Below are 26,294 nucleotides of genomic sequence, written 5' to 3' on the forward strand. Positions count from 1 at the left end.
ACGTCGCACTTATCGCGGGAAATCCGCCGATCGGTCTCGTTACCAATCCCAAGTCGTGCGGACGCACACTCTCCCCTCGGAGGAGAGAGGAGACGTCACATGAAGGGACGCTCGAACAACAAAAGACTGCGGGGGAGCGAAAGCGGATCGGTGGCGGTGGAGTTCGCTATCCTGGGTCCGATCTTCCTGGTGCTGGTCATGGGGATCATGGTCTGGGGCCAGTACTTCTGGATGTCCCACGCGGTGCAGCAGCTGGCCAACGACTCGGCCCGCGCGGCCCTGGCCGGACTGGACGCCGGCGAGCGCGAGCATCTGGCGCGCGACACCCTGGGCGAAGAGGTCGGCGACTACGCCAACCTGAAGGCCGCCGCCGCGACCATGGTCGTGGAGACCCTTGGCGACCGCATGGTGGTCTCGGTCCGCTACGACACCTCGGACGCCGGCTTCCAGGCGCTGACGGGCCTGGTTCCCGCCCCGCCCAAGACGCTGGTGCGTCAGGCCACGGTGCGCCTGGGGGGCTACTGACATGGGACGCAAGCGCTTCGCCTCGAACCAGGACGGCAGCGTCGCCATCATCGGTGCGGTCAGCATGCTGACCCTGGTCGGCTTCTCGGCCGCCGCCGTCGACCTGGGCTCGGTGTTCATGGAGACCCGCCGGCTGCAGGGCGCGGCCGATCTAGCCGCCCTGGCCGCCGCCCGCGACCTGGATCACGCCGAGGCCGCCGCCACGGCCACCGCTCGCGACAACGGCTGGACCGGCCCCTTGGCCGTAAAAGTCGAGAAGGGCAGCTACCAAGCCAACCGCGCCATGGCCGCCCACGAGCGTTTCACGTCCGGCGTCAGCGATCCGGACGCGGTGCGCGTCAAGCTCAGCGGCGAGACCCCGCTGTTCTTCGGCCAGGCCCTGCTGGGCAAGCCGACCCTGACCATCCACCGCCAGGCCACGGCGGCCCGCGCGGAGTTGGCCAGCTTCTCGATCGGCACGCGTCTGGCCTCGCTGAACGGCGGCTTGGCCAACGCCCTGCTGACGGGCCTAACCGGCTCGCAGGTCAATCTGTCGGTCATGGACTACCAGGCGCTCGCCACGGCCAATGTCGATCTCTTCGACTATCTCGACGCGCTGAAGCTGGACCTGGGCCTGAAGGCCGCCTCATACAACGACGTGCTGGACGCCAAGCTGACCACGGGCCGCGCCCTCAAGGTCCTGGGCGCCGCGCTCGACACCCAGGGCCAGACCCGCGCCGCCAACGCCGCCAAGGCCCTGTCACGCGCCGCCGGCGACCGCACGCCGGCCCAGCTGAGCAAGCTGTTCGACCCCGGCCCCTACGGCGCCCAGGGCCACGTCACCGGCGGCCAGGGCGCGACCGTGCAGCTGGACGCCCTAAATCTGTCCAAGGCCGTGCTCGCCCTGTCCAACGGCGACCGCCAAGTGGCGCTGGACCTGGGCGCGACGGTTCCGGGCCTGGCCGGCCTCAAGGCGTGGCTGGCCATCGGCGAACCGCCCAACAACGCCCCCTGGATGACCATCACCGCCAGCCGCGATGTCATCGTCCGCACGGCCCAGACCCGCCTCTATCTGGAGGCCAAGGTCGGCGGGACGGGCCTGTTGCAACTCGCCGAGATCAAGCTGCCGCTGTTCGTGGAAGCCGCTTCTGGCGAGGCCCGGCTGAAAGCCATGGCTTGCACGGCCGGCGAGGCCACCTTGGACGTCCGTCCGGGCCTGGGGACCCTGGCGGTCGGCGAAATCGACACCGGCAAGCTGGCGGACTTCAAGACGCCCCTGACCGCGACCGACGCCGCGATCGCCAAGGCCCCGCTGTTCAGCGTCACCGGCAAGGCGTCGGTGTCGCTGGGCGGCAAGACCTGGCAGCCGGTCCGCTTCAGCCAGAGCGATATCCGCACCGGCGTGGTCAAGACGGTCGCCACCCACGACCTGGCCCAGGCCAGCATCGCGACCTTGCTTGGCAACCTGTCGCTGAAGGCCAACCTGGCGGGTCTGGGCCTGAACCTCGGCGAGAACGCCCTGACCGCCGCCACGGCCGCCCTGCTGACGCCCCTGGGCGCGCCGCTGGACGAGGTGCTGGACGCCCTGACCGGCCTGGTCGGCGTGCGCCTGGGCGAAGCCGACGTGCGCATGAACGGCCTGCGCTGCCGCGACGCGGCGCTGGTCGCCTAAACCCTCTCTTGGAAAGGAAACAACCCGATGCCCCTGCCCTATCACCGTCTGCGACTGGTCGACACGACGCCGGCGACGGAGTTCAGCCTGCTGGGTTCGGCCTTCGAGGCGCCGAACATCCGCGGGCGGCTGCACGCGATCTGCGCGCTCTATGCCTATACGCCCGTCCAGGCCCGGCGCGCCGAGCTGGTCGACGCGCTGGAGGACCTGACCCTGGAGGTCGCCCACCTGATGGCGCTGGATCTCCTGGAAAACGGCTGGCGGCCGGAGCCCGGCCCGCGCGCCTAGCCCATCGCCAGGGCCATGGCGGCCAGCAGGGTCTGGGGCTCGATCGGCTTGGGCACCGCGCCCTTGAACAGGGCCGGGTCCAGGATCGGATCGCGGTCGGCGGAGAAGGCCAGGATCGGAGTCACCCGGCCGTCAGCCGAGTCGCGGATGCGGCGGGCAGCGCCCTCCCCGTCCAGGCCCGGCATGCGCAGGTCCATCAGGATCAGGTCGAAGTCGCGGCGGTCGGCCCAATCCACGGCCTCGCCGCCGTCGCAGGCTTCGGACACCTCGATGTTGAAGGCCTGCAGGATGGTGCGCAACAGGATGCGGTTGGCGGCGTTGTCGTCGGCGACCAGCACCGAGCGGCCATCGACCCGGGCGGCGTAGTCCTCGGCGTCGGCCTCGACCGGCGCGTCGCGTTCCGCCACCAGCAGCGGCAGGGAGAACCAGAAGCGCGAACCGTCGCCCGGGACGCTCTCGACGCCGATCTGGCCGCCCATGACGTCGACCAGGCCCTTGCAGATGGCCAGGCCCAAGCCCGCGCCGCCGCCCTGGCCGCCGCCCTCGACCTGCGAGAACCGCACGAACAGTTGCTCGACGCCCTCGGCCGAGATGCCCGGCCCGGTGTCCTGGACCGTCCAGACCAGTGAGGCGCCGTCGGCAGACGGGCCCAGGGTGACAACCACGGAGCCCGTCTCGGTGAACTTCACGGCGTTGCCGGCCAGGTTCAGCAGCAGCTGGCGCACGCGGTCGCGATCGACCAGCACGCGCTCGGGCGTGGCTGGATCGACCTTCAGCTCCAGGCTCAGGCGCTTCTCGGCGGCCAGCGGGGCCAGCAGCTCCAGGGTGTCGCGGACGCAGGCCTGGACGGCGACCGGACGCGGCCGGATCTCGACATGGCCGTCCTCCAGCCGCGAGAAGTCGAGGATGTCGTTGATCGTGTGTAGCAGGGCCTCGCCGGCGTTCATGATCCGGTCGACCAGCACGCCATTCTCCGGGCTCAACCCCTCGTCGCGGGCGATCAGGCGCGAGAAGCCCAGCACCGCCGTCAGCGGCGTGCGCAGCTCATGGGTCATGTTGGCCAGGAAGGCGGCCTTGGTGCGGGCGGCGGCCTCGGCCACGCCGCGCGCCTTGAGCAGTTCAGCCTCGCGCTCATACTGCTCGGTGACGTCGCGGACCACGCCCATGATCGCCGTCTTGCGGCCGGCGGAGTCCAGTTCCACGGCAGTCAGGGCCTGCAGGCGGCGCTCGCGTCCGTCGTCGGGGCGGGTCCAGCGGAAGTCGATGAACGGCCCGGTCTCGCCCAGCGGCCGGCTCTGGTCGACCAGGGTGCGGACCAGGATCTGGTCGTCAGGATGGATCTGGGCGAAGACGACCTCGCCCGTGATCGGCGATCCTCGCGACATACCGTGCATGTCGTACATCTGGTCGGACCAGTCGCTGCGCCCGCTGACATAGTCGAAGCTCCAGCGGCCAAGGCCGCCCATGACCTCGGCCATCTCGGCCCGCTTCATCTCGGCCACGGCCTCGTCGCGGGCCATGGCCAGCTCCACCAGCAGGCCTTCGCGCTCGCTGTGCGCCAACTGCTTGGCCAGGGCCGCGCCCAGGGTCTCCGCGACTAGGCTGACGGTCTCGATGTCGTCGGCGTCGAAGGCGTCTGGCGCGGCGTCGAAGGCCTTCAGCACCCCCACCGCCCGGCCGTCCTGGAACAGCGGCGCGCAGACCATCGAGCGGATGCCGATCTTCTCGCAATTGGCCCGGTCGACGCGCTCGTCCGTGTGGGCGTCGGCGCAGTGCATCAGCCGGCCCTGAATGGAGGCCTGGCCCGACAGCGAGGCGGTCCGCGACAGCCTCAGGCCGCGATACTGGGCGTTGGCGGCGTCGATAGCGACATAGACCATCTCCTCGTCGTCCACGAGCTCGACCGCCACCCCGCCAGCGTCGAACACCGAGCGTAGAAGATCGACCGACATCTGCATGAATTCGTCGATGTCGAAATCGGCTGACGCAATCTTCGATTGCGCGCGGCAGATTTCAAGCAGGTGGCGATTACGCCGCTCCAGATAATCCAGGACCTTATCCTGCTTGTATACCACCGGTTGCACCTAGATAACGCAAGTATCTCGAAGAGAGCTTAACTATAGCGACTTTGTGACTGTTATACTCATCCACTTTTCTGAGAAGCGCTCACGCTCGACAATTGAAAACATTCACCCTGCTCGACCACAGCGCGACCCACTCGCCTGTGTGGAAGGTTCCCGGTGACCGAACGGGCGTTCACGGGCTCATTGTCAATGACACCGGTTTCCACTAGAGACGTCACAACACCCGCCAAGCGGGACCTGTGCCGAATATACGAGGGAGGACTAGCGGCGTGACCGTTTCTGAGGCCGACAGCGCGATTTTCGCCCCCGCGGCCATTGCTCCCCAGTTCGTAAAAGCCCGCCAAGAGGGCGTCAGCGTTCCCGGCTATCCCGGCGGCGTGATTCCCTCGTCCATGGCCGAGGGCTACGCGGTTCAAGACCTCGCCATCGCCGCCTGGCCGGACGAGCTGGTCGGCTGGAAGGTCGGCCTGGTGCCGCCGCAGCATCGTGAGCGCCTGGGCGTCGATCGCCTGGCCGGCTGCATCTTCAAGTCCAAGGTCCAGGACGCCAAGGTCGGCGCGCCGAACGAATTCCGCGCCATCGAAGGCGGCTTCTGCGCCGTCGAGGCCGAGTTCATCATCCGCCTGGGCAAGGACGCCCCGGCCGACAAGACCGAATGGACCGCCGAGGAAGCCGCCGAATATGTCGGCGAGCTGCTGGTCGGCGTCGAGATCGCCGGCAGCCCGCTGGCCACCATCAACGCCCTGGGCCCGACGGTCGTGGCGTCTGACTTCGGCAATAACGATGGTCAGATCATTGGTCAGGCCATTTCCAACTGGCGCGACATCGCCTGGGAGGATATGCCGGTCGAGACCATCATCAACGGCAAGTCGGTTGGCACCGCCACCGCCGCGACGATCCCGGGCTCTCCGCTGGCCGCCCTGGCCTTCCTGCTCGGAACCGTCGCCGCGCGCGGCAAGCCGCTGAAGAAGGGTCAGATCGTCACGACCGGCGCGACCACCGGCATCCACGACGTGGCTGCTGGTGACGTGGCCCATATCGATTTCGGCCCGTTCGGAACCGTGGACTGCGTCGCCGTTCCGGCGAAATAAGAAACGACCCGCTAAAAGGGGGAAGGAAGGCGTCCATGGACTTTTCGAAAGCGCCCGCCCCGTCCGAGAAGATCGGACGGTATCGTTGGGTGGTGGTCTCGCTGCTGTTCGCCGCGATGGTCATCAACTACGTCGATCGCCAGACGATCGGCCTCCTGAAGGCGGACCTGTCGAAGGAATTCGGCTGGGACGAGACCCACTACGCCGACCTCGTGTTCTACTTCCAGATGGCCTACGCGATCGCGTATCTCGCCTGGGGCAAGATCATGGACAAGATCGGGGCCCGCTGGGGCTTCGGCGTGGCCTTCGCCATCTGGCAGATCGCCCACATCGCCCACGCGGCGGCGGCCGGCTTCGGCGGCTTCGTGGCCGCTCGCATGGGCCTGGGCATCGGTGAGGCCGGCGGCTTCCCCGGTGGCATCAAGGCCGTGGCCGAGTGGTTCCCCAAGAAGGAACGCGCCTTCGCCACCGGCCTGTTCAACGCCGGCACCAACATCGGCGCCATCGTCACCCCGCTGGTCGTTCCCGGCATCGTGCTGGCCTTCGGCTGGCAGATGGCCTTCATTGTCACCGGCGTCGCCGGCCTGATCTGGCTGCCGATCTGGCTGATCATCTATCGCCGTCCGCGCGAGGCCAAGAAGCTCTCGGCCGCCGAACTGGCCTATATCGAGCAGGATCCGGCCGACCCCGTCGAGAAGATCGGCTGGGCCAAGCTGCTGACCAAGCGCGAGACCTGGGCCTTCGCCCTGGGCAAGTTCCTGATCGACCCGATCTGGTGGATGTTCCTGTTCTGGCTGCCGGATTTCCTGGGCAAGACCTACAAGCTGGACCTGAAGACCTTCGGCCCGCCGCTGATCGCCATCTACCTGCTGTCGGACGTCGGTTCGGTGGCCGGCGGCTGGATGTCGTCGACCCTGATGAAGAACGGCGCCAGCATCAACAAGGCCCGCAAGCTGACCATGCTGGTCTGCGCCCTGCTGGCCGTGCCCGTGATCTTCGCCGCCAACGCCAGCAACGTCTGGCTGGCCGTGCTGATCATCGGCGTCGCCACCGCCGCCCACCAGGGCTTCTCGGCCAACCTCTACACCCTGCCGTCGGACGTGTTCCCGCGCGCCGCGGTCGGCTCGGTCGTCGGCATCGGCGGCATGCTGGGCGCCTTCGGGGGCATGGCCTTCTCGAAGTACATCGGCAAGGTGCTGGACGGCATCGGCACCTACACGCCGATCTTCCTGGTCGCCGGCAGCGCCTATCTGATCGCCCTGCTGGTCATCCACCTGCTGATGCCCAAGATGGAGCCCGTGAAGATCTAAGGATCGCCACGACCCCACGATATCGAAGGCCGGGGAGCGATCCTCGGCCTTCTTTCGTATAGGACGGAGATTATGGCCACCTCCTCTTCCCTGAACGTCGCCCTGGTCGGTTACGGCTATGTCGGCAAGACCTTCCACGCCCCGCTGATCGCCGCGACGCCGGGCCTTGAACTCCACACCGTTGTGTCGAGCGATCCGGCCAAGGTCGCCGCCGATTTCCCGGACGCGCGCGTCGTCGCCGAGCTCGACACGGCCCTGGCCGATCCCGCGATCGACCTGGTGGTCATCGCCACGCCCAACGTCCTGCACGCGCCCCAGGCGATCGCCGCGCTGAACGCCGGCAAGGCCGTCGTCGTCGACAAGCCCTTCGCCGTCACCGCCCTCGATGCGCACGCGATGGCCGACGCGGCCAAGACCGCCGGCAAGCTGCTGACCGTGTTCCACAACCGCCGCTGGGACAGCGACTTCCTGACCGTCAAACGCCTGCTGGCCGAAGGCGTCCTGGGCGACATCGTGCTGGTCGAGAACCGCTACGACCGCTTCCGCCCGGAAGTCCGCGACCGCTGGCGCGAACGGGCGGGTCCCGGCTCGGGCGCCTGGATCGATCTGGGTCCCCACCTGCTGGACCAGGCCCTGGCCCTGTTCGGCGAGCCCCTGGCCATCTCGGCCGACATCGGCGCCCAGCGCCAGGGCGCGACCGCCGACGACTATTTCCACGTCACCCTGCGCTACCCGGTCCTGCGGGTGATCCTGCACGGCAACCTGCTGACCGCCGCGACCGGCCCGCGCTTCTCGGTCCACGGGACCAAGGCCAGCTACGTCAAGCACGGCCTGGACCCGCAGGAAGGCCAGCTGAAGGCCGGCATGATCCCCGGCGCCGGCGGCTGGGGCATCGACACCCGCCACGGCGCGATCACCACGGTTGAGAACGAGACTCCGGTGCACACCGACGTCCCGACCGAACCCTCGGACTACCGCGCCTTCTACGTCGGCGTCCGCGACGCGATCCGCGATGGCGCGCCCTCGCCCGTGTCGGTAGAGAGCGCCCTGCGGACAATGGAGCTGCTTGAGCTGGCCCAACGCTCGGCGGACGAGCGACGAGAATTGGCGGTTTAACGGCCGTCACGGAAGGTCGCGCCGAAACAGAAACGGCAACCGCCACGCCACATGTTGCCGTCACGCGAGTCAGCTTACGTAGCGTCGCGTTGCAGACATAGGGGCGTGCCGGCATGGCGACGATCAAGCAGCTGACGGACGCCTATGCGTCCGTGAACGCCGGACGCCAGCCCAGCCCCGAGATCCTGGGGCAGTTGAACAGCCTGGCCAATCTGAGCGTCAACGGCCCGATCAGCGACGCCCAGGCGCTGGGCTACATCCTGAACAGCGCCGACAAGACCACGTCGCTGGCGCTGCTCAGCTATCAGTTCTTCACCGGCAAGAGCCCGACCCAGGCGGGCCTGGCCTATCTGACCAATTCGCCCGACAACCCGAACGACCTCAACGACGCCTACTACGCCGGCTTCAGCCTCGAGGACCGCTACATCAACTTCGCCGGCAACCTGGCGACGGCGGGCGAAAGCGCCACGGCCTTCGCGGCGAAGTATGGGACACTGGACTTCTCGGCCTATGTCGCCTCGATCTACGAGACCATCGTCGGCGGCGCCTACGCCAAGGCGGCCGGCGTGGACGCCGCGGCGGCGATCGCGAGCCTGGTCGGCCAGCATGACGCCCTACTGGCCAAGGCCCAGGCCGCGGGCCTGATCAACGCGAACTCCAGCGCGGCCCAGATCGACCTGGCCCTCAAGGCGGTCACCGCCGGCTATCTGATGAGCCAGACGGTCCAGAGCGATGTCGGCCAGTACGCCTCGGCGGCCAACAACTTCATGGTCGCCCAGATCACCGACAAGGCGACCTACAACACCGACCTGGCGACCGGCTACGCGGCCGCGCCAGGCGCGGGCGGTGGCGATGGCCATGCCACCGGGTCGGATTTCACGTTCTACACCCCGCCGCCGCCTCCCCCGCCGGAGCCCGAACCCGAACCGGATCCCGACCCGACCCACGCCTTCGCCCTGACCACCAGCGCCGACACCCTCACCGGCAAGGGCTCGGCCGACACCTTCACCGGCGTGGCCACCTACGCCGGAACCACCGAGAACGTATCCTCGACCTTCAACGCGGCCTCTGACGTCCTCAACGGCGCGAGCGGCTACGACACGCTGTCGCTGACGATCGGCGGCAACGCCATGCCCAGGGTCACTCTGGACCCGACCAAGATCCGCAATATCGAGCGCCTGAAGGTGACGTCGACCGCCGTCGTTACGGTGACCCTGACAGGGACCAGCTTCACCGAGCTGGTCAACGATCAGTCCTCCAACACCCTGAACTTCACCGGTTTCGGAAGCAGCGTCACCAAGCTGGGGCTCAGCAATCTCGGGGCGCGGACGACCACCTTCAGCGCCGACGGCGCGGCCCTCACCGGCGCTCACGACGCCGTGACCTTGAGCCTCACGAGCGTGGGAACGACCTCGTCCGCGGCGTCGGTGACGATCAAGGCCGTCACGGCCGTCGCCAACGAGTACGAGACCCTGAACATCGTCTCCAGCGGTTCGCTGAACAACATCACGCTGATCACTGACGCCGTCCAAACCAGCCTGGCGACGATCAACATCAGCGGCGCCGCCCCCCTGACCCTGCTCCTCAACAACGACAGAGTCCGCGTCGCCTCGACGATCGACGCCAGCGCGGCCACCGGCGGCGTCACGCTCGGGAACTACCCCGGCACGAACACGCTCGGCGCGACCGACCACACCGTGATCCTGGGGACCGGCGCCAATATCGTCTATTTCGGCGCCAATCTCACCGCCGCGGACACGGTGGACGGCCACCGGGGCGACAACGACACCGTGGCCGTCGGCGTCGCGGTGACCGCCGCGGACCTCAGCCACCTGACCGGCGTGGAGGCCCTTCGCTTCTCGGCCTTGGGCTCCATGACCCAGGACGTCAGCCTGCTGCCCACCGGCATGCGCTTTGACGCCGAGCTTCTCCTCGGTGGCGAGGTCACGTTCACGCACCTGTCCAACAATGCGACCGTGGACCTGTTCCGGGGGAATGGCGGCGCAACCCTGACCCTGGTCTTGGCCGCTGACACAGGCGCCTCCGATGCGCTGACGCTGCGCTTCAACGCGCCTTCCGGCGCGTCCAGCGGCCTGTTCAGGCTGACAGACGTGAGCGGCTTGGAAACGCTGAACATCGTCTCCGGAGGCGGGGCGTCCAGCAACTCGATCTCCGATGATCTCGTCGCGGCCCGCCACGTCGTGACCGGCAATGTGGACCTGAGCCTCGGCCTCCACGCGGGCGGCAGCGTGGACGCCTCGGCGTTCACGGGAAAGCTGTCGCTCACCACCTCCGGGATCGCGGCCGACGCCATCGGCGGAACGGGCGAGGACACGTTCATCGGCGACGAGACCATTGCCGACCGCTATCAACTCGGCGCCCAGGGGCGCAACGCCCAGTCGGGCGCCGACCACGTCTATCTCAGCGCCAACGACATCGTCGCCTTCGTTGGCAATGCGCCGACCGGAACCGGCGCGGCGTCGACCTATGCCAGCGTGGCGGAAGTCCGGGATGGCGTGAATACGGGTGCGGTGCGCGGCGTCATCGCGACGTTCAGCGCCGACGACCACGATTTCAGCCTGAAGAACGCGGCCGGAACCGCCTTCACGGGCCTGGCCAAGGGCTCGGTCAGCCAGGGCCTCGCGGCGGGCGACACCATGGTCGTCCAGAGCCTCGCGGGCAGCGACGGGGCCGTGGCGGCGACGGCCAATGTCACGCTCATCAAATTGACGGGTCAGGTCTCCTTGAACAACAGCGGCGACGTGAAGACCTTGTTCGCCGACGCGATCGGCTCGGCCTCGATCACCGGCCTGGCGGCGGATGCGAACTATCTCGTCGCGGTCTTCGACGCTGGTTCCAGCAACAAGACGGTGTTCGCCGTGGTCAACACGGGCGCCAGCGGCGCGGGCGACACGACCCTGAGCGCCGCCGACTTCACCGACAGCGGCGTCGCCCTGATCGGCCAAGTCTCCTCGACCAGCCTGCTGGCCGCCATGAGCCTGGGGGCGGCCTTCTAAGTCCCTTCATCTTCGGCGGCTGCTGTCAGCCGCCGAAGATGTAGTCGGCCTTGTAGTAACCGTTGGCCGAGTCGAGGATGTTGACGCCATAGGGCGCCGTGCCGTCGGCCAGATCGGTCAGCCAGGCGTCATTGGACTTGGCGATCACACCCAGGTTCTCGGTCGCCGCCGCGGCGAGCAGGAAGCCGACCATCGCCGCCTTCGTGCCGATGCCGGTCGCGCCGTCGCCGCCATACGAGGCCAGATAGTCGACGCGGGTGTCGATCAGGCTGTGGACCTTGGCGTCGGTCGGCGTGCCGCCGAAGATCGCCGCATAGGCCTTCTTGGTGGCGTCGAACAGCGACAGAGAGCCGTAGCTGGCCGCGAAGCTGTCCTTGGCCTCGCCGTTCTTGCCCAGGTTCACCGCGAAGTTGATGTAGCGGTTCACGGTGTCGAACTTGGCGTAGTAGGCGCTGTTCAGGTTCGTCGTGTTGGGGCCCGTCGGCGAGATCAGGAAGTCGATACCGGCGCTGCTGGGCACCTTCCCCGTGAAGAACTGATAGTTCATCGAGGCCACCGAGGTGGTGGCGTCCGCTAGGGTCAGGATCTGGGCGATCGCGGCCGAGGCGGTCAGCGTCCCGGCCTCGGCCTTGGTGACCAGGCCGGCGACGTTCGTATCGCGCGCCGAGGTCGTTCGCAGGATCGAGGCCGCGGCGACCGTCACCAGCGATCCCGGCGCCACATAGGGGGCCGCGGGCGTCGAGATGACGAAATCCAGCGTGGCCCTCAGGCCGCCCGGGTCCGTGGCGATGAGCTGCATGGCGTAGTCGCTGGCGCCCGCCGGCGGCGTGCCGGAGAAGGTCAGCGTCACGGGGTCGAAGGTCATCCAGCTGGGCAGCGCGGCGCTGTTGGCGCGCGCGGTGAAGGTCAGCTTGTCGCCGTCGGGATCGCTGAAGACGGTGGGCGCGATGACGTACTTGTTCGTCGCGCCTTCCGTCCAGCTGATCTGGTTGAACGAGAAGGCGGCGGTCGGGCTGTGGTTCGGCCTTACCGGGTTCTGGTCCTCATACACCATGAGGGTCGTACCGGTGTAATATACACCCGCATTCCAAGCCGGATTGATGTAGTACACGCCTGTATATGGCGCGAAGAAGCTCGAGATGTTCTCTTTCTCGTCGTACAGATGATCCTGACCAACGGCCACGACATTGCCGAACTGGTCATACAACTCCATCATCGTCGGATTGAAGAAGCTGCTGCTGGATATGTCGTAAGAATACCCCTTGGTGAGGTACACCTTGAAAAGACTTCCGCCGTCTCGATTGGTGGCCTCCGCATAGGTTTCCCAAGGCGTTCCACCGATATCCATCGGACGAAATGTCATTAGCGGCGCTATCGACATCAGCCCGGCATTGATCGGATGGACGGCAGAATAGGTCGGATACGGTAGATCGGCCATTACGCTCCCCTTGCCGCGGCAATACAGCAGCCGAGACTGACTCCCACAAGGTCAAGTTGACCCACTCGACGGCGAGTAGCCCCAGGCAAGACCGCCTCCGACCGAAAGCGGTCGAAGCCCCCTCCTCTGTCGCCGAACTCTGCTATCACTCCTCCCATGCAACGCAGGCGAAGCATCCTCATCGTGGGCGGCGGGACGGCCGGGTGGCTGACGGCCGCCTATCTGGCCAAGGCCCTGCGCGTGGCCGAGCACGCGCACCTGGAGATCACCCTCCTGGAGTCGCCCGACATCGGCATCGTCGGCGTCGGCGAGGCCACCTTCCCCACCATCCGCAACACCTTGCGGTTCCTGGGGATCGACGAAGCCCACTTCATCCGCGAGACCTCGGCGACCTTCAAGCAGGGCATCCGCTTCGTCGACTGGGTCCACGCGCCCGAGGGCGGCAAGCATCACAGCTTCTTCCACCCGTTCGAAGCGCCGTTCTCGACCGAGGGGACCTCGCTGGCGCCCTACTGGCTGCTGCAGGACGAGGCCGCCCGCGCGCCGTTCGCCGAGGCCGTGACCATCCAGGCCCGGGTCGCGGACGCGGCCCGCGCGCCCAAGCGCCCGCACGAGAGCGACTTCGCCGGACCGCTGAACTACGCCTACCACTTCGACGCGGCCAAGCTGGCCCAGGTGCTGGCCGACCGCGCCCGCGAGCTGGGCGTGCGCCACCTGCAAGGCCAGGTCACCGAGGCGCCGCTGGACGAGACCGGGGGCATCGCCCGCATCGTCAGCCCCGAGCATGGCGAGCTGACCGCCGATCTCTATATCGACTGCTCGGGCTTCCGCGCCGAGCTGATCGGCAAGGCCCTGGGCTCGCCGTTCAAGTCGGCCAGGCCGATCCTGTTCGCCGACCGGGCTCTGGCCTGCCGCGCGCCCTATGATCGCCCCGACGCGCCGATCCAGAGCTACACCGTCGCCACTGCCCACGCGGCCGGCTGGACCTGGGACATCGGCCTGGCCGGTGCGCGTGGCGTTGGATGCGTCTATTCCAGCGACCACATGGACGACGACCAGGCCGTGCAGGTGCTGCGTGACTATCTGGGGGGAGCAGACATCGAGCCCCGCAAGATCAGCTTCGACGCCGGCTATCGCGAGAAGCAGTGGATCAAGAACTGCGTCGCCGTGGGCCTGTCGGCCGGCTTCCTGGAGCCGCTGGAATCCACCGGCGTGGTGCTGATCGAGGCCGCCGTGGCGATGATCGCCGAGCTCTTCCCGCACAACGGCCCGGTCAGCGCCCCGGCCCGCCGCTTCAACGAGTTGATGACGGCGCGCTACGACAACATCATCGTTTTCCTGAAGCTGCACTACGCGCTCAGCCAGCGGCCCGAGCCGTTCTGGCGCGAGAACACAGATGCGGCCTCGATCCCCGAGCGGCTGGCCGACCTGCTGGAGCAGTGGCGCTATCGCCCGCCGGCCCGGTTCGACTTCATCCTCGACCTCGAGACCTTCGCCTTCTTCAACTACCAGTACATCCTGTACGGCATGGGCTTCAAAACCGACCTGGCCGACGGCGCGGGCGAGTTCCCGGACGTCGCGGCGGCCGCCAAGCTGTTCGCCAAGATCCGCGGCTTCGCCGACCGCGCCACCCAGGATCTGCCGAGCCACCGCGACCTGATCGCTCAGATCAACCAGTTCGGCTTCGCCCTCGAGGGGGCTTAAGGCCGCGCCTCATCGCTTCATGTCCAGAAGCTCGACCAGCATCTCGTCGGCGACCTTGATGATCCGCGAGCAGGCCGAATAGGCCCGCTGCACGCTGACAAGATCGGTGAACTCCACCGCCAGATCGACGGTCGAGGCCTCCAGCGTGGCTGGAGCGATGTCACCGGCTCCGCCCTGCCCCGGCGCGCCCAGATGATAGCCGCCGCTGTCGCTGGTCACCTTGTAGGCGCCGCCATCGACCGCCTGCAGGCCGTCGGGGTTGGGAAAGGTGGCGATGGCGACCTGGGCGATCCGCCGGACGACGCCGTTGTCGTAGGTGGCTGTGACATAGCCCTGCTCGTCGATCTCGACACCCGTCAACTCGCCAACCGCCGCGCCGTTGGCCTCCGCCGTCTGGGCCTGGGACGGCGCGCTGAGCTGGGTCAGGCCGCCGGTCGCACCGGCCAGATCGATCTTGATCGTCTGGGCGGCGATCCCCAGACGATCGGCCCATCGCGGCGCGCTGCCGGTCGCGGAAGGGTCGGAGCCGCCGATGGCGATCGACGGCGGATCCCCCGTCAGCAGGCCACCGGTGTCCAGCAGCTTGCCGTCGTTTGTGAAGGTGACCTTGCCCGAGCTGATCAGGCCGTTGGCGTTGTTGGCCAACTCGCCTGGCCTAGTGCGCAGTTCGGCGAACCACTCGTTCGGACCCGGCCCCTTGATGAAGGACAGGGTCAGGCTGCGATCGCCTCCCTTGGAGTCGGAGATCGGGATCTGCATCTCGAAGTCCGGCTTGACGCCGGTGGACGGGTCGCGAGCGTAGTCAGCCATTGAGCGGGACGCGGGGTCATAGACGGCCAGGCCCGTGACATCGCTCTTGTCGGCCAGGCCCAGGTCGGCCAGCGCGACCGTCTGGCCGGCCGTGGTCAGGCTGGTGACGGGCGTGGTCGTCCCTTTCGGCGTATAGCCGACCAGAGCGCCGCTGGCCGGGTCGTAAGTCGCCACGCCGGAGGAGATGGCCACCCCCTCGCGTTTGATCTCGACCGCGTACTGATTTGCCTGGCCTGTCGGACTGTAGACGACCTCGTAGTCGGCCGCGCCGGAGGGGCTTTCCGGCGCTCCGGACTTGGCGATGGTGGCGCGGGCGGACGGCGATACGGCTTGGGCCGCGTTCAGATTGCCGCCGAGGCCGGCGCGCGTGGTCTTGTCGGTCGCGCCACCGCTGGAGGCGACCCGGATCGAGGACAGGCTCGACAGGTTCGACGGATCGGTGGTGATCGCGCCGGTCACCGGGTCGGCCAGCCAGCCCTGCAGGTACAGGCCCGCGTCGTTGCGCAGGTAGCCTTGGCTGTCGGGGAGGAACGAACCGGTGCGGGTGAAGAGCCGGCTGTCGGCCGCCGTGACCCCTTCGGCCTTCTTGGTGGTGACAAAGAACCCCGCGCCGGCGATCGACAGATCGGTTGTCGACTGGGTCGACATCGCGACGCCCTGCTGGGAGACGTGCTGGCGGGTCTTGGCGGTCAGCCCCCCGGCTCCGCCGGCATTGCCGACCAGGGACGAGAACGCCGTCGCCTGGCGCTTGTAGCCAGGCGTATTGACGTTGGCGATGTTGTTGGAGATCGCCGCCAGGGCCTGCGAATAGGCCAGCAGGCCTGAAACCCCGACTTGAAATGCGCTGCCTACAGTCATGACGACTCCCGTTGCGCGGGAGCGTCATGCAGCGATCGTGCGAGTTTGCGGATTCACTCAACATTGAGTGGATTAGATGGTTAACCCACGGAATCGTTTACCATATTTAGAGCGAAACTGCCGGGCGCCGACTGCGCGTGGAGCGTTTCCTGCCCGGTTCGCCGCAAGAAAAAGGGCCCGCCGAAGCGGGCCCTGAGGGGAACGTCGAGATCGAAAGTTCTTAGGCCCGCGCGCCGTCCGGCACCGCGCCCAGCTCGCCCGACTCGCGGGCCTTCTTGCCATAGACGACCTCGAACAGCGGGCTGGCCATCACCGTGGTGACGATCGCCATCAGCACCAGCATCGAAAACAGGGTCGGGCCGATGATGCCCTTCTGCAGGCCGATATTGATGATGATCAGCTCCATCAGGCCGCGCGAGTTCATCAGCGCGCCGATGCCCATCGAGGTGGCGTGGTTCTCGCCGGTCATGCGGGCGGCGACGTAGCAGGCGCCCCACTTGGCCACGATCGAGGCGGCCAGCACGCCCAGGGCGATCAGCAGCAGCTGGGGCGAGTTGACCATGTCCATCCGGGTGTTGAGGCCCGAATAGGTGAAGAACATCGGCAGCAGCAGCACGACGGCGATCGGCTCGACCTTCTTCTTCAGCTCCTCGACCAGCAGGCCGCGCGGCATGACCACGCCCAGGATGAAGCCGCCGAAGATGGCGTGGATGCCGACGGCGTCCATCAGAAACGCCGAGGTGCAGAAGGCCAGGATGACCAGGGCCAGCGACTGGGTGCTCATCTCGCCCTCGCGCTCGACCTTGCGGCCCAGCGGCGCCAGGATCTTCGGGCCCATGGTGACGACGAACAGCACCCACAGCAGACCGCCGCCGATGGCGAGACCCGCCACGCCGGGACCGCCGCCGAAGGTGGCCAGCACCAGGGCCAGCACGCACCACGACACGGCGTCGTCGAAGGCGCCGGCGGTCAGGGACAGTGTGCCCAGCGAGGTCTTGGCCAGGCCGCGCTCGTTGATGATCCGGGCCAGCATCGGGAAGGCGGTCAGGGCGATGCAGGCGCCCATGAACAGGGTGGCGTTGGCCTGGCTGATGCCGGCGGCGAACAGGCCTGGCACCTTCAGCAGGAACGGGGTGATCAGGGCGGCGATGACGAACGGCGCGGCGATGCCGGCGAACGACACGCTCATCGCGCTCTTGGCCTTGGCCTTGAAGTGGCCCGCCTGGAAGCTGGTGCCGACCATGAACATGTAGAGGCCCACGCCCAGCTGGGCGCCCACGTACAGGATGTTCTTGGTTTCCTTGGGGAAGATCGCGGCTTGCAGATCGGGGGCCAGCAGGCCCAGCAGCGACGGGCCAAGCACCACGCCGGCGATCATCTCGCCCACGACCTGGGGCTGCTTCAGCAGCTTTTGGCCGAGCCACCCGACCACGCGGCAGGCCAGCACGATCACAGCCAACTGCAGGAAGAAGTGCACGGAAAAGTCGGTCGGCGAGTAGCTGTGCTCGGCCGCCTTGATGGCCGGTCCGTGCTTGTTGAGCAGATCCGCCGCCACGGCGATGGTCTGCGAAAATAGGTCTGACACCGTCTTAGCCCCCTAATGAATGTCGTCTGGCTTTGCGCCTTGGCCCCATGCCGCGCAGGAATCCCGGACGCGCGCAACATCGCGACGGCATTTTTGACACCCCTGTCAGCCGATTGTTTTCGTTGCCCATTTTTTGTTGCCGGAACGCCACTATGTAGTAACGTACCTACAGACAGCCTTGTCATTATCGGGCGCTGGGGAGAGCCATGAAGGTCCTGACGAGCCGCGATTTCAACCAGGATGTCAGCCAGGCCAAGCGCGCGGCCAGAATCGAGCCGGTGTTCATCACCGACCGCGGCCGCCCCACCCATGTGCTGATGAGCGTCGAGACCTATCGCCGGCTGACGGGCCAGACCGAGACCATCGTCGACCTCTTGGCCATGCCGGGCCTGGCCCCGACCGAACTGCCGCGCTCGACCGAGGCCTGGAACCGGCGGGACGGCGGCTGATGCACCTTCTCGACACCGACGTCGTCTTCGAACTGCGCAACGCCAAGGCTGGCGCCACCGATGGCGGCCTGGCCGCCTGGGCGACCAACGCCGCGCGCTCCAGCCTGTTCATCTCGGCCCTGACCCTGCTGGAGCTGGATGCCGCCGCCGCCCGCGCCGAGCGCAAGGACAAGGCCCAGGGCGCCCAGTTGCGCGACTGGCTCGACAACCGCGTCACGCCCGCCTTCGACGGCCGCGTCCTGGCGATCGACGCCGCCGTGGTCCGCCGCCGCGCCCACGTGCCGCTGGCCGACAGCCGCGACGCCCTGCTGGCCGCCACGGCCCTGCAGCACGGCCTGACCCTCGCGACGCGCGACCTGGCGGCCTTCGCCAAGGTCCCCCGGCTGAAGGTGTTCAATCCCTGGGGCTACAAGCCCGAGGCGCTGGACGACGAGGAGGACTGGGGCCAGGCCGCCAAGGCCGGCACCCAGTGGCTGCGCAACATCTTCGTGCGGGGCTAAAGCAGAGCAGCTCCTAAGTTCGTCCACACTCTAAACTTCCGTCATTCCCGCCCTTGTGGCGGGAACCCCTCTGTCCGCCGCACGTGCGGGAGGGGCGGACTGCCGAGCAGTCCGCTTGCGTCTCTCGTGTCAGCTGAGCCAGGGGTTCCCGCCACAAGGGCGGGAATGACGGAAGTGTTTGGATAGAAGCGCTCACGACCTACTGTACGCCCGTGGCATCGGCCGCAGCGACGCGCACGGTCATCGAGAACGGCGCGAGCGGCGCGGCGACCTGGGGCGTCGGGGCTGGCGGCTGAGCCGCGACCATGACCGGGACGGGTTCGGCGGCGATCAGCACCGGCGGCGGGGCGGGCTTGGCGGCGACGAACACCAGGCGGTTCCCCTTGCAGGTCCCGGCGTTGTAGAGGCCCTTCAGATAGCCGCGCCGCACGAAGCCGGCCTTGATGGCGTCGCGGACCATCTGGTCGTGGCGCTCGGCCCCGGTCAGGCGGCGGACCCAACCGCGCATCGGGATGACGTCGGTGATGGTGCTGGCCACCACGCCCAGGACCGGCTTGGCCATGCCGCCCTGCCCGCTCTTGGCGTCGCTGCGGTCGTCATAGTCGTCGCCCAGCACGGCGTCGAATTGGTCGATCTCGGCCTTCAGCGGCGCGCAGCCCGGGGACGGCGGGGCATAGGGATCGGTCTGAGCCTTCTTCAGCAGGTCGGGGATCTCGGAGCGCACGACGTTGATGTCGCGCAGCGGCGCGGCGACGGCCGAGCCGAGGCTTTCGGTATTGGCCTCGGCCGAGGTCTGGGGCGCCTTCTGCTGCTTGCCCGCCAGCGCCGCATCGGCCGCCCCCAGCCCGAGGCTCAGCGCCAGCACGGCCACGGCGCACCGGCGTCCCGTGGAACTGTGAACTGGCGAAACCATGGTCCTGAACTCGCGAAATTGATCTGACCGCCAATCAACCCGGGAATCGCTCCGTCCGTTCCGAAAAGCGCGCGTTCATGATCGTTGCCCGCCCCCACCGAAGCGTGCTGATCTGCCCGCCTCGACCCGGGGTTGGATTCTCTACCGTGACGCCTGATCTATCGCGCCTGACCGACGCCGAGCGTCAGGTCCTGCGCCTGCTCGCCCAGGGCCACACGGCCAAGAGCGCCGCCACGCAGCTGGGCCTCACCGAAGCGGCGGTCAACGAGCGGCTGCGCGAGGCCCGGCGCAAGACCGGCGTCGGCAGCAGCCGGGAACTGGCGCGGCTGGTCGGTCCCCAAGAAATTCGTGACGAGAAAATCGGGGTGGCCGAGGCGGCGACGCGCACCGAAATCGTGACGAGCCGCAAATGGCCCATCCTTCTCGGAGCAACCTCGATGATCGCCCTCGCCGCCGCCGTCGGCGCCTTCGCCGCCCTGGCGGTTTCCGCCCCGCAAGGTCCGCCGCGCGTGGTCTCGACCTATCCCGCCGTCGGGGCCGAGGTCCCGGCCGGCCAGATCCAGCTGAAGGTCACTTTCGACCGGCCGATGCGGGCCAGCTATTCGTTCGTCGTCGCCCGCGATCGCGCCAGCTTCCCCGACTGCGCACCCAAGCCCCAACAGTCCAAGGACGGACGCACCTTTACCCTGGCCTGCACGGTCAAGGCCGGGAAGGACTACTGGATCGGCTTCAACAGCGCGAAATTCCAGAACTTCGCGTCGGCGACGGGCGTCCCGGCCACACCGGCGACGCTGCGGTTCTCGGCGCACTAGGCCCGGCGGCGCTAGGCCTTCGTCATCACCATGAGACTGTACCAGAGCTGCCACCGCAGCCCGGGGACCAGGGCGATGACGCGGTCGCAGGCCGCCGCGACCTTCAGCGCCAGGCCCCCGATCGGCAACGAGCGGAACGGGACCGCGCCCAAGGTCAGCAGGCCGTAGAAGGTCCATTGGGCCTTGCCGAAGACCCGGCGGGAGATCCGGTAGTCGACCGGCATCAGCGGATGCTCGTCGTCCGTCCGGGCGGCCGGCGTCACCATGCGGTACATGTTGATGGCGACGTTGCAGCCCAGGGGCTCCTTGAAGATGGCGACGCCGCCCGGCTTCAGGATCCGGTTGATCTCCCGCAGGGACCTTTCGGTGTCCAGGTGGTGGATGATCCCGCTGCCGAAGACGACGTCGAAGGTGTCGTCGTCATAGGGCGTGTCGTGGGCGTCGCCGACCGTGAAGCGGACGTTCTCCACCGCCTGGGCCTTCGCGCGGTCGTTGGCCATGTCGATCGCGACGTCGGAAATGTCGATCCCGTCGACCCTCGCGGCGATGGGCGCCAGCTCGAACGAGCGCTCGCCCTTGGCGCACCCGTATTCGAGGATCCGCTTGCCGACCGCGGCGGCCCTGACGGCCTTCCACATGTCGTCTTCGCAGTCCTTGATGGCGAAATAGTACTTTTCCTGAGCTTCGCGATTGTCTTCCGCGAACCGCTCATTGTGAAACTGGCGCTCACGTTCGAGCGCATCCGCTGCCATTGACATAACGGCGTTCTCCGTCCCTTCGCAATCCATCTCACCGCGCAGGTTGCGTGGCAAGAGCGTTGCAAGTCGGAGAGCCGGCGCTTTCACGCCGTCGGACACCGCAATCCCAAGCGTCACAAGGGATCGCGTTAAGTAAAAGAATTCAAAGAAAAAAGCCCCCGGCCTTGCGGCCGAGGGCTTCTCTTCAGTCTTCCGGGAGAGAGCTTAGCGGATGACCCGCGCGCCCTTGCCCTTCATCACGGCCTCGACTTCCGCCTGGCGCACCATCGAGGTGTCGCCCGGGGTGGTCATGGCCAGGGCGCCGTGAGCCGCGCCGTACTCGACGGCGGCTTGCGGACCCTTGCCTTCCATGAAGCCGAAGGCCAGGCCCGAGGCGAAGCCGTCGCCACCGCCGACGCGGTCATAGATCTCGAGGTTCTCACGCATCATCGAGGCGTAGAACTCACCGCCGGCGTACAGGATCGCCGACCAGTCGTTGACCGAGGCGGTCTTGGCGTTGCGCAGGGTGGTCGCGGCGACCTTGAAGTTCGGGAACTGCTTCACGGCAGTCTCGATCATCTTCTTGAAGTTGGCCGGGTCGATCGAGCTGATGTGTTCGTCCAGGCCTTCGACTTCAAAGCCCAGGCAGGCGGTGAAGTCTTCTTCGTTGCCGATCATCACGTCCACGTACTGGGCGATGTGACGGTTGACCTTCTGAGCGCCTTCCTTGCCGCCCTGCGACTTCCACAGCGAGGCGCGGTAGTTCAGGTCGTAGGAGATCACGGTGCCGTACTTGCGGGCGACTTCCACGGCTTCGATCACGGCTTCGGCCGTGTTCGAGGCCAGGGCCGCGAAGATGCCGCCGGTGTGGAACCAGCGCACGCCTTCTTCGCCGAACAGCTTTTCCCAGTTCACTTCACCGGGGCGGATCTGCGAGGCGGCCGAGTGACCACGGTCCGAGCAGCCGAGCGCCGGACGGACGCCGAAGCCCTTTTCGGTGAAGTTCAGGCCGACGCGGGTGTTGCGGCCCAGGCCGTCGAAGTCGCGCCAGATGACGTGCGAGGTGTCGACGCCACCCTGCATCATCAGGTCCTCGACCAGCCAGCCCAGGTCGTTGACCGGCAGAGCCGTCACGGCCGTCGAGCGCTTGCCCCAGCACTTCTTGAAAGCGCGGGCGACGTTGTATTCGCCGCCGCCTTCCCAGACCTGGAACTGGCGGGCGTTGCGGACCCGGCCGAAGCCCGGGTCGAAACGCAGCATCACTTCACCGAAGGACGCGCAGTCCCACTTGGTTTCCGAAGCCGGGCGAATGTTGAGGATGTTGTCGGTCATTAGGCCTTCCCACGAACCTTCTTGATGAGGTCCACCGTCTCGCGGACCTTGGCGGTGATGCCGGCGTAGTCGCCCGCGTCGAGCAGCTCTTGCGTGATCAGCTTGGAGCCCATGCCGGCGGCGACGATGCCCGCGCCGAACCACTTCTTGACCGAGGCTTCGTCCGGATCGACGCCGCCCGTCGGCATGATGCGGGTCCAGGGCATCGGGCCCAGGACCGCCTTGACGAAATCGGGACCGCCGACCGACGAACCCGGGAACACCTTGACGATCTCGCAACCCAGCTCTTCGGCGTACGAGATTTCCGAGGCCGAACCGCAGCCCGGCGAATACGGGATCTTGCGACGGTTGCAGACCTTAGCGACGTCGGCGTTCAGGATCGGACCGACGACGAACTTGGCGCCGTTGGCGATGTAGATGCCGGCCGTCGGGGCGTCGACGATCGAGCCCACGCCCATGATCACGCGCGGATCGGCCGAGGCGAAGTGACGGGTCACTTCGTAGAAGACGTGGCTGGCGAAGTCGCCGCGGTTGGTGAATTCGATGCAGGGCGCGCCACCGTCGGCGCAGGCCTGGATCACCTTCTTACAGACCTCGACGTCCGGGTGATAGAAAACCGGGATGACACCCTGGTCCATCAGGGCGGTCAGCACCGCCATACGGTCTTTTACCATCGTAGACTCCTTCCCGAAGGATCGATCTTGCGCGGAGGGCCTTGCGGACCGCCGCGCGTGCAAGATTTCGCCGGAATTGGCTCAGGGCGATCCCTTAGACCGCGTTGCGTTCGCACGCCACTCTGGGCTTGCCGCAACGGCACTTTGAAACACGTGTTTCGGACCCTTGGCCCGCGCGTCAAAGTCAGTGGTCGTCGTTTCCGTCCCTTAGCTTCTTCCGTCGGCTCTTCTCGCCCCTCTCCGGACGCAAAAGTGAGGGCGCCGGTATGACCCGACGCCCCGGAAGTTTGCGCAGGAGCGAGCTCAAAGAGCCGCAAACGAAACGGACCGACCACGACGCCGAACCGAAACGTTATGACACCGGTGTCACGGAAAACCGGAAAAGTGGCCAAGCCACTTCGCCACCGGTGTCATGTGGAGATAACCAGAAACCGCCGGGGAGCGCAAGCGGAGTTGGGATCCCTTTTTTGAGGTAGCAACACTTTGAAAAGGAAAGGCTTTGCAGGCTTGGGAATCCGACGTTTCGCCGGTTCTCAATTCCGCCCTGCCCTCACCCGATTTCCCGGCGAAAGCCGGGAGACCGGAAGGGTTGGGATCAGCCGGTGTTGCGCAGCCCCGCCGCGATGCCGGCCACCGTTAGCTGGATGGCCAGGCGGAGCTCCTCGTCGGCCTCCCCTGCCCGGCGACGGGACAGGAGTTCGAGCTGCAGGTGGTTCAGCGGGTCGACCGAGCGGCTGGCCAGGGACACGGACTCGGCGAGGTCTGGCTGGTTGTCCAGCAGGGTCGAACCACCCCGGATCTCCAGGGCGATGCGCGAGGCCGCGTCGTGTTCGCGCTTGATCGCCTCGAAGATGCGCTCGGCATTGGCCTTGTCCGGCGACAGGGCCACGTACCGGGCGGCGATGCCCATGTGGCTCTGGGCCAGGGCCAGCTCCATGTTCGACAGCAGCGAGGCGAAGAAGTCGAAATTGCCGGCCAGATCGCGCAGCTGCTCGACCGACAGGTTGGCCCGCTCGACGCCCGAGGCGAAGCCGTACCAGCCCGGCAGCATGAAGCGGGCCTGCGACCAGGAAAACACCCACGGGATCGCCCGCAGGTCCTCGATCTTGCGGCTGGCGGTCCGCGAGGCGGGACGGCTGCCGATGTTCAGGCCGACGATCTCGCTGATCGGCGTGACCGACCAGAAGAAGTCCTCGAACGCCGGGTCGTCATACACCAGGGCGCGGAAGCCGTGGAACGACGCCTCGGCCAGGGCGGTCATGGCCGCCTCGACCTTGGGGTCGGGCTGGTGCAGCGGACGCTCGGACGACATCAGCACGGCGGCGGCCAGGCCGTCGAGGTTGCGGCGGGCGGTGGGCTGGTCGCCGAAGCGGCGGGCGATCATCTCGCCCTGCTCGGTCATGCGGATGCGGCCCTGGACGGTGCCGGCCGGCTGGGCCAGCACGGCCTCGGCGGCGGGACCGCCCCCGCGGCCGACGCTGCCGCCGCGGCCGTGGAACAGCTGCAAACCGACGCCCATGCGGTCGGCCTCATAGGCGAGCGCCGAAGCGCCACGCGCCACGCCCCGACGGGACGCGACATAGCCCCCGTCCTTGTTGCTGTCGGAGTAGCCGAGCATGATCTCCTGCACCGGCCGGTCGCCTAGGATGGTGCGGGCCAGCGGCAGCTCCAGCCACTGGCGCAGGACGGCCGGGCCGTTCTCCAGGTCGCCGATGGTCTCGAACAGCGGCGCGACCTTGACCGAGGCGCGCGGCGCGGCCCCGCCCCAGACCATGCCGACCTGCTTGAGCAGGACCAGCGGCTCAAGGATGTCCGACAGGGTCGCGGCCTTCGAGATGATGTAGGCGCCGATACAGCCGTGACCGTAGTCGCGCACCGCCTGGGCGGCCGCCTCCATGGTCGCCAGCTCCTTGGTCGTTTCCTCGCTATAGGCGGTGAACGGCGAGACCAGGGGACGCTGGTGCGAAAGCTCCTCGATCAGGACCTTGCAGCGGGCCTCCTCGTCCAGCTTGAGGTAGGCCACGCCAGAGCCAGCGCGCTGGAACAGCTCGTCGACGGTCCGCTCGTGGACGTCGGCGTTCTGGCGCAAATCGAGGCTCATCAGGTGGAAGCCGCAGGCCTTGGCCACCTCGACCAGGGTGCGCAGGGCCGTGCCGACCAGGCGCTCGCCGCCGTTGCGCTCCAGGCTGTCGATGATGATCGTCAGATCCGAGACGAAGGCGTCCGGATGGCCGTAGGGCTCGACGTCGGTCGTCCCGTTGGCGAAGGTGACGGGCTGGCCGGTCAGCTTCTGCGACACAGCCGTCAGGCGGTCGAAGATCAGTTCCAGGGCCAGGCGGTACGGCTCGTCCAGGCGGTGGACGGACGGATCCCTGGTCTGGGCGGCCAGGGCCAGCAGTTCTTCCGACACCGGGGTGTAGGCGGTGGAGACGGCGAGGTTGGACCACAGCTTGCGGACCTCGCCGGCGTACCAATCGAGGATGACGCGGGACTGGCTTGCAAAGGCCAGCTTCAGGGTCTCGCCATTGACGCCGGGGTGGCCGTCGCGGTCGCCGCCCAGCCACGAGCCCATCTTCAGCAACGGGGCCAGGTGACCGTGCGAGCCGATCTTGGCCGTCCAGTCGCCATAGAGCTCGATGATCGCCGGCAGGATCGAGGTGCGGACGATCGACAGGGCGTTGCGGATCTCGTCCTTCACGGTGATCCGCTCGGGACGGTAGAGACGCGTGCGCCACATCAGGGCGATCTCGCGGAACAGGCCTTCGCGGATCTCGGCTTCCAGGTCCGGCGGCAGGTGGTGGCGGCGCAGGGCCATCAGGCGCGAGATCTCGGTCTCGCGGTCGACCATGCTCCGACGGCGGACTTCCGTCGGGTGGGCGGTCAGTACCGGCACCACGTTCATGGCCGCGAAGATCCTGGCCAGTTCCTGCTCGGACTTGCCCTTGGCGCGCAGGACGTTGACGGCGTCGACCAGGGTGCGCGGGCGCTCATCGCCCGGCTGGGCGGCGGCCTCGGCGTGGCGGCGACGGCCGGCGACGTCCTCGCCGATATTGGCCAGCAGCGAGTGGCTGGCGAAGGCGCGGGCCAGGAACACGGCCTGGTCGTTGGAGAGGTCGGCGAACAGATGGTCGAGGACCGGCGCGTCGCCGGTCTCCTCGTCCTCGCGGGAGGCGGCCTTGCGGGCCTTGGCCACCAGGGCGGCGGCCTCCTCGCCTTCGAGATAGGTGATCGCCTCGATCAGGAGGTCGCTCAGCAGGTTGGCGTTCTGGCGGACGTGACGGCTGGTGGGACGGTCGACGTCGATCGACAGGGCCGGATTGCGCATGCGCGAACTCCAGGAACGGCCGGAGCCGTTCCGAACGGGAATGGATCACGAGAAAGCGTCGGCGACGCAGGATCG

20 protein-coding genes and 3 pseudogenes are annotated in these 26,294 nt (G+C 67.5%); 12 read left to right on the forward strand and 11 right to left on the reverse strand.

The genetic code is table 11. The features are described from left to right. Positions 1-99: 99 nt before the first annotated feature. Genes AC07NI_RS09170 through AC07NI_RS09180 form a run of 3 tightly spaced genes read left to right on the forward strand, consistent with a single transcriptional unit; the run spans position 100 to position 2,464 of the window. Positions 100-525, forward strand: a complete 426-nt coding sequence (locus AC07NI_RS09170) for a TadE/TadG family type IV pilus assembly protein (protein ID WP_494617984.1) — start codon at positions 100-102, stop codon at positions 523-525. A gap of 1 nt (position 526) precedes the next feature. Further along, positions 527-2,176 (forward strand): pilus assembly protein TadG-related protein, encoded by a 1,650-nt coding sequence (locus AC07NI_RS09175; RefSeq protein WP_494617986.1) that lies wholly within the window; start codon positions 527-529, stop codon positions 2,174-2,176. 27 nt (positions 2,177-2,203) lie between these two features. After that, positions 2,204-2,464, forward strand: coding sequence for a hypothetical protein (locus AC07NI_RS09180; RefSeq protein ID WP_494617987.1), 261 nt, complete (start codon positions 2,204-2,206; stop codon positions 2,462-2,464). Here the strand turns inward: AC07NI_RS09180 and AC07NI_RS09185 are convergent. Then, a complete protein-coding gene (locus tag AC07NI_RS09185; protein WP_494617988.1) occupies positions 2,461-4,548 on the reverse strand; it encodes a hybrid sensor histidine kinase/response regulator in 2,088 nt (695 codons plus the stop codon). The two genes, AC07NI_RS09180 and AC07NI_RS09185, sit on opposite strands and share 4 nt — an antisense overlap. A gap of 269 nt (positions 4,549-4,817) precedes the next feature. On the opposite strand from AC07NI_RS09185, the gene AC07NI_RS09190 reads away from it, so the two are divergent. The 4 genes from AC07NI_RS09190 (at position 4,818) to AC07NI_RS09205 (ending at position 11,082) form a co-directional block, all read left to right on the forward strand. Beyond that, a complete protein-coding gene (locus AC07NI_RS09190; protein WP_494617990.1) occupies positions 4,818-5,639 on the forward strand; it encodes a 2-keto-4-pentenoate hydratase in 822 nt (273 codons plus the stop codon). A gap of 35 nt (positions 5,640-5,674) precedes the next feature. After that, positions 5,675-6,949, forward strand: coding sequence for an MFS transporter (locus tag AC07NI_RS09195; protein ID WP_494617992.1), 1,275 nt, complete (start codon positions 5,675-5,677; stop codon positions 6,947-6,949). Between the two features lie 72 nt (positions 6,950-7,021). Then, positions 7,022-8,065 carry an oxidoreductase gene (locus AC07NI_RS09200; RefSeq protein ID WP_494617994.1) on the forward strand — a complete coding sequence of 348 codons (1,044 nt, stop codon included), beginning with the start codon at positions 7,022-7,024 and terminating at the stop codon, positions 8,063-8,065. Between the two features lie 113 nt (positions 8,066-8,178). Next, the gene (locus AC07NI_RS09205; RefSeq protein WP_494617996.1) at positions 8,179-11,082 is read left to right on the forward strand and encodes a hypothetical protein; all 2,904 of its coding nucleotides are present in this window, start codon (positions 8,179-8,181) and stop codon (positions 11,080-11,082) included. Positions 11,083-11,107: 25 nt separating this feature from the next. On the opposite strand, the gene AC07NI_RS09210 is transcribed toward AC07NI_RS09205, so the two are convergent. Next, entirely contained in the window at positions 11,108-12,298 is a 1,191-nt protein-coding gene (locus AC07NI_RS09210; RefSeq protein WP_494618000.1) for a putative Ig domain-containing protein, read from the reverse strand. A gap of 378 nt (positions 12,299-12,676) precedes the next feature. Here AC07NI_RS09210 and AC07NI_RS09215 point away from each other — a divergent pair, with 378 nt between their 5' ends. Continuing rightward, positions 12,677-14,224 carry a tryptophan halogenase family protein gene (locus tag AC07NI_RS09215; protein ID WP_494618002.1) on the forward strand — a complete coding sequence of 516 codons (1,548 nt, stop codon included), beginning with the start codon at positions 12,677-12,679 and terminating at the stop codon, positions 14,222-14,224. 9 nt (positions 14,225-14,233) lie between these two features. Here AC07NI_RS09215 and AC07NI_RS09220 read toward each other — a convergent pair whose 3' ends face one another. Next, positions 14,234-15,892 (reverse strand): flagellar hook-basal body complex protein, encoded by a 1,659-nt coding sequence (locus AC07NI_RS09220; protein WP_494618005.1) that lies wholly within the window; start codon positions 15,890-15,892, stop codon positions 14,234-14,236. A 220-nt stretch (positions 15,893-16,112) separates the two neighbouring features. After that, entirely contained in the window at positions 16,113-17,477 is a 1,365-nt protein-coding gene (locus tag AC07NI_RS09225; protein WP_494618007.1) for a cation:proton antiporter, read from the reverse strand. Between the two features lie 206 nt (positions 17,478-17,683). On the opposite strand from AC07NI_RS09225, the gene AC07NI_RS09230 reads away from it, so the two are divergent. The 3 genes and pseudogenes from AC07NI_RS09230 to AC07NI_RS09240 form a co-directional block, all read left to right on the forward strand. After that, a complete protein-coding gene (locus AC07NI_RS09230; protein WP_494618010.1) occupies positions 17,684-17,926 on the forward strand; it encodes a type II toxin-antitoxin system Phd/YefM family antitoxin in 243 nt (80 codons plus the stop codon). Then, positions 17,926-18,426: a PIN domain-containing protein gene (locus tag AC07NI_RS09235; RefSeq protein ID WP_494618013.1), complete on the forward strand. Its 501-nt coding sequence runs from the start codon at positions 17,926-17,928 to the stop codon at positions 18,424-18,426. The genes AC07NI_RS09230 and AC07NI_RS09235 overlap by 1 nt, the downstream gene beginning before the upstream one ends. Before the next feature lie 35 nt (positions 18,427-18,461). Next, positions 18,462-18,597 (forward strand): annotated as a pseudogene (locus tag AC07NI_RS09240) (hypothetical protein); the annotation flags it as partial. Positions 18,598-18,625: 28 nt separating this feature from the next. Here AC07NI_RS09240 and AC07NI_RS09245 read toward each other — a convergent pair. Next, entirely contained in the window at positions 18,626-19,339 is a 714-nt protein-coding gene (locus AC07NI_RS09245) for a hypothetical protein (RefSeq protein ID WP_494618016.1), read from the reverse strand. A 146-nt stretch (positions 19,340-19,485) separates the two neighbouring features. Between AC07NI_RS09245 and AC07NI_RS09250 the strand changes: the two genes are divergently transcribed. Then, entirely contained in the window at positions 19,486-20,151 is a 666-nt protein-coding gene (locus AC07NI_RS09250; RefSeq protein WP_494618021.1) for a LuxR C-terminal-related transcriptional regulator, read from the forward strand. Positions 20,152-20,162: 11 nt separating this feature from the next. On the opposite strand, the gene AC07NI_RS09255 is transcribed toward AC07NI_RS09250, so the two are convergent. From AC07NI_RS09255 to ppc, 6 genes and pseudogenes are all read right to left on the reverse strand, one after another. Beyond that, positions 20,163-20,909, reverse strand: a complete 747-nt coding sequence (locus AC07NI_RS09255; protein ID WP_494618024.1) for a class I SAM-dependent methyltransferase — start codon at positions 20,907-20,909, stop codon at positions 20,163-20,165. Positions 20,910-21,113: 204 nt separating this feature from the next. After that, entirely contained in the window at positions 21,114-22,220 is a 1,107-nt protein-coding gene (locus AC07NI_RS09260; RefSeq protein ID WP_099579441.1) for a sugar kinase, read from the reverse strand. After that, the gene (locus AC07NI_RS09265; protein ID WP_018113188.1) at positions 22,220-22,894 is read right to left on the reverse strand and encodes a bifunctional 4-hydroxy-2-oxoglutarate aldolase/2-dehydro-3-deoxy-phosphogluconate aldolase; all 675 of its coding nucleotides are present in this window, start codon (positions 22,892-22,894) and stop codon (positions 22,220-22,222) included. The genes AC07NI_RS09260 and AC07NI_RS09265 overlap by 1 nt, the downstream gene beginning before the upstream one ends. Then, positions 22,888-23,034, reverse strand: a pseudogene (locus tag AC07NI_RS09270) (hypothetical protein); the annotation flags it as partial. The gene AC07NI_RS09265 and the pseudogene AC07NI_RS09270, both read right to left, overlap by 7 nt. 125 nt (positions 23,035-23,159) lie before the next feature. Next, positions 23,160-23,246, reverse strand: a pseudogene (locus tag AC07NI_RS09275) (hypothetical protein); the annotation flags it as partial. A gap of 243 nt (positions 23,247-23,489) precedes the next feature. Continuing rightward, positions 23,490-26,219, reverse strand: coding sequence for a phosphoenolpyruvate carboxylase (ppc, locus tag AC07NI_RS09280; protein ID WP_494618028.1), 2,730 nt, complete (start codon positions 26,217-26,219; stop codon positions 23,490-23,492). Between the last annotated feature and the right edge of the window lie 75 nt (positions 26,220-26,294).

It is taken from the genome of Caulobacter sp. GW821-FHT10E02 (assembly GCF_059415225.1).

Coding starts and splice junctions, on each gene's coding strand:
- AC07NI_RS09255 (WP_494618024.1), bottom strand. CDS start 20,909: ATGTCAATGGCAGCGGATGCGCTCGAACGTGAGCGCCAGTTTCACAAT.
- AC07NI_RS09265 (WP_018113188.1), bottom strand. CDS start 22,894: ATGGTAAAAGACCGTATGGCGGTGCTGACCGCCCTGATGGACCAGGGT.
- AC07NI_RS09170 (WP_494617984.1), top strand. CDS start 100: ATGAAGGGACGCTCGAACAACAAAAGACTGCGGGGGAGCGAAAGCGGA.
- AC07NI_RS09260 (WP_099579441.1), bottom strand. CDS start 22,220: ATGACCGACAACATCCTCAACATTCGCCCGGCTTCGGAAACCAAGTGG.
- AC07NI_RS09230 (WP_494618010.1), top strand. CDS start 17,684: ATGAAGGTCCTGACGAGCCGCGATTTCAACCAGGATGTCAGCCAGGCC.
- AC07NI_RS09210 (WP_494618000.1), bottom strand. CDS start 12,298: ATGATGGAGTTGTATGACCAGTTCGGCAATGTCGTGGCCGTTGGTCAG.
- AC07NI_RS09200 (WP_494617994.1), top strand. CDS start 7,022: ATGGCCACCTCCTCTTCCCTGAACGTCGCCCTGGTCGGTTACGGCTAT.
- AC07NI_RS09235 (WP_494618013.1), top strand. CDS start 17,926: ATGCACCTTCTCGACACCGACGTCGTCTTCGAACTGCGCAACGCCAAG.
- AC07NI_RS09220 (WP_494618005.1), bottom strand. CDS start 15,892: ATGACTGTAGGCAGCGCATTTCAAGTCGGGGTTTCAGGCCTGCTGGCC.
- AC07NI_RS09215 (WP_494618002.1), top strand. CDS start 12,677: ATGCAACGCAGGCGAAGCATCCTCATCGTGGGCGGCGGGACGGCCGGG.
- AC07NI_RS09245 (WP_494618016.1), bottom strand. CDS start 19,339: ATGGTTTCGCCAGTTCACAGTTCCACGGGACGCCGGTGCGCCGTGGCC.
- AC07NI_RS09195 (WP_494617992.1), top strand. CDS start 5,675: ATGGACTTTTCGAAAGCGCCCGCCCCGTCCGAGAAGATCGGACGGTAT.
- AC07NI_RS09175 (WP_494617986.1), top strand. CDS start 527: ATGGGACGCAAGCGCTTCGCCTCGAACCAGGACGGCAGCGTCGCCATC.
- AC07NI_RS09180 (WP_494617987.1), top strand. CDS start 2,204: ATGCCCCTGCCCTATCACCGTCTGCGACTGGTCGACACGACGCCGGCG.
- ppc (WP_494618028.1), bottom strand. CDS start 26,219: ATGCGCAATCCGGCCCTGTCGATCGACGTCGACCGTCCCACCAGCCGT.
- AC07NI_RS09205 (WP_494617996.1), top strand. CDS start 8,179: ATGGCGACGATCAAGCAGCTGACGGACGCCTATGCGTCCGTGAACGCC.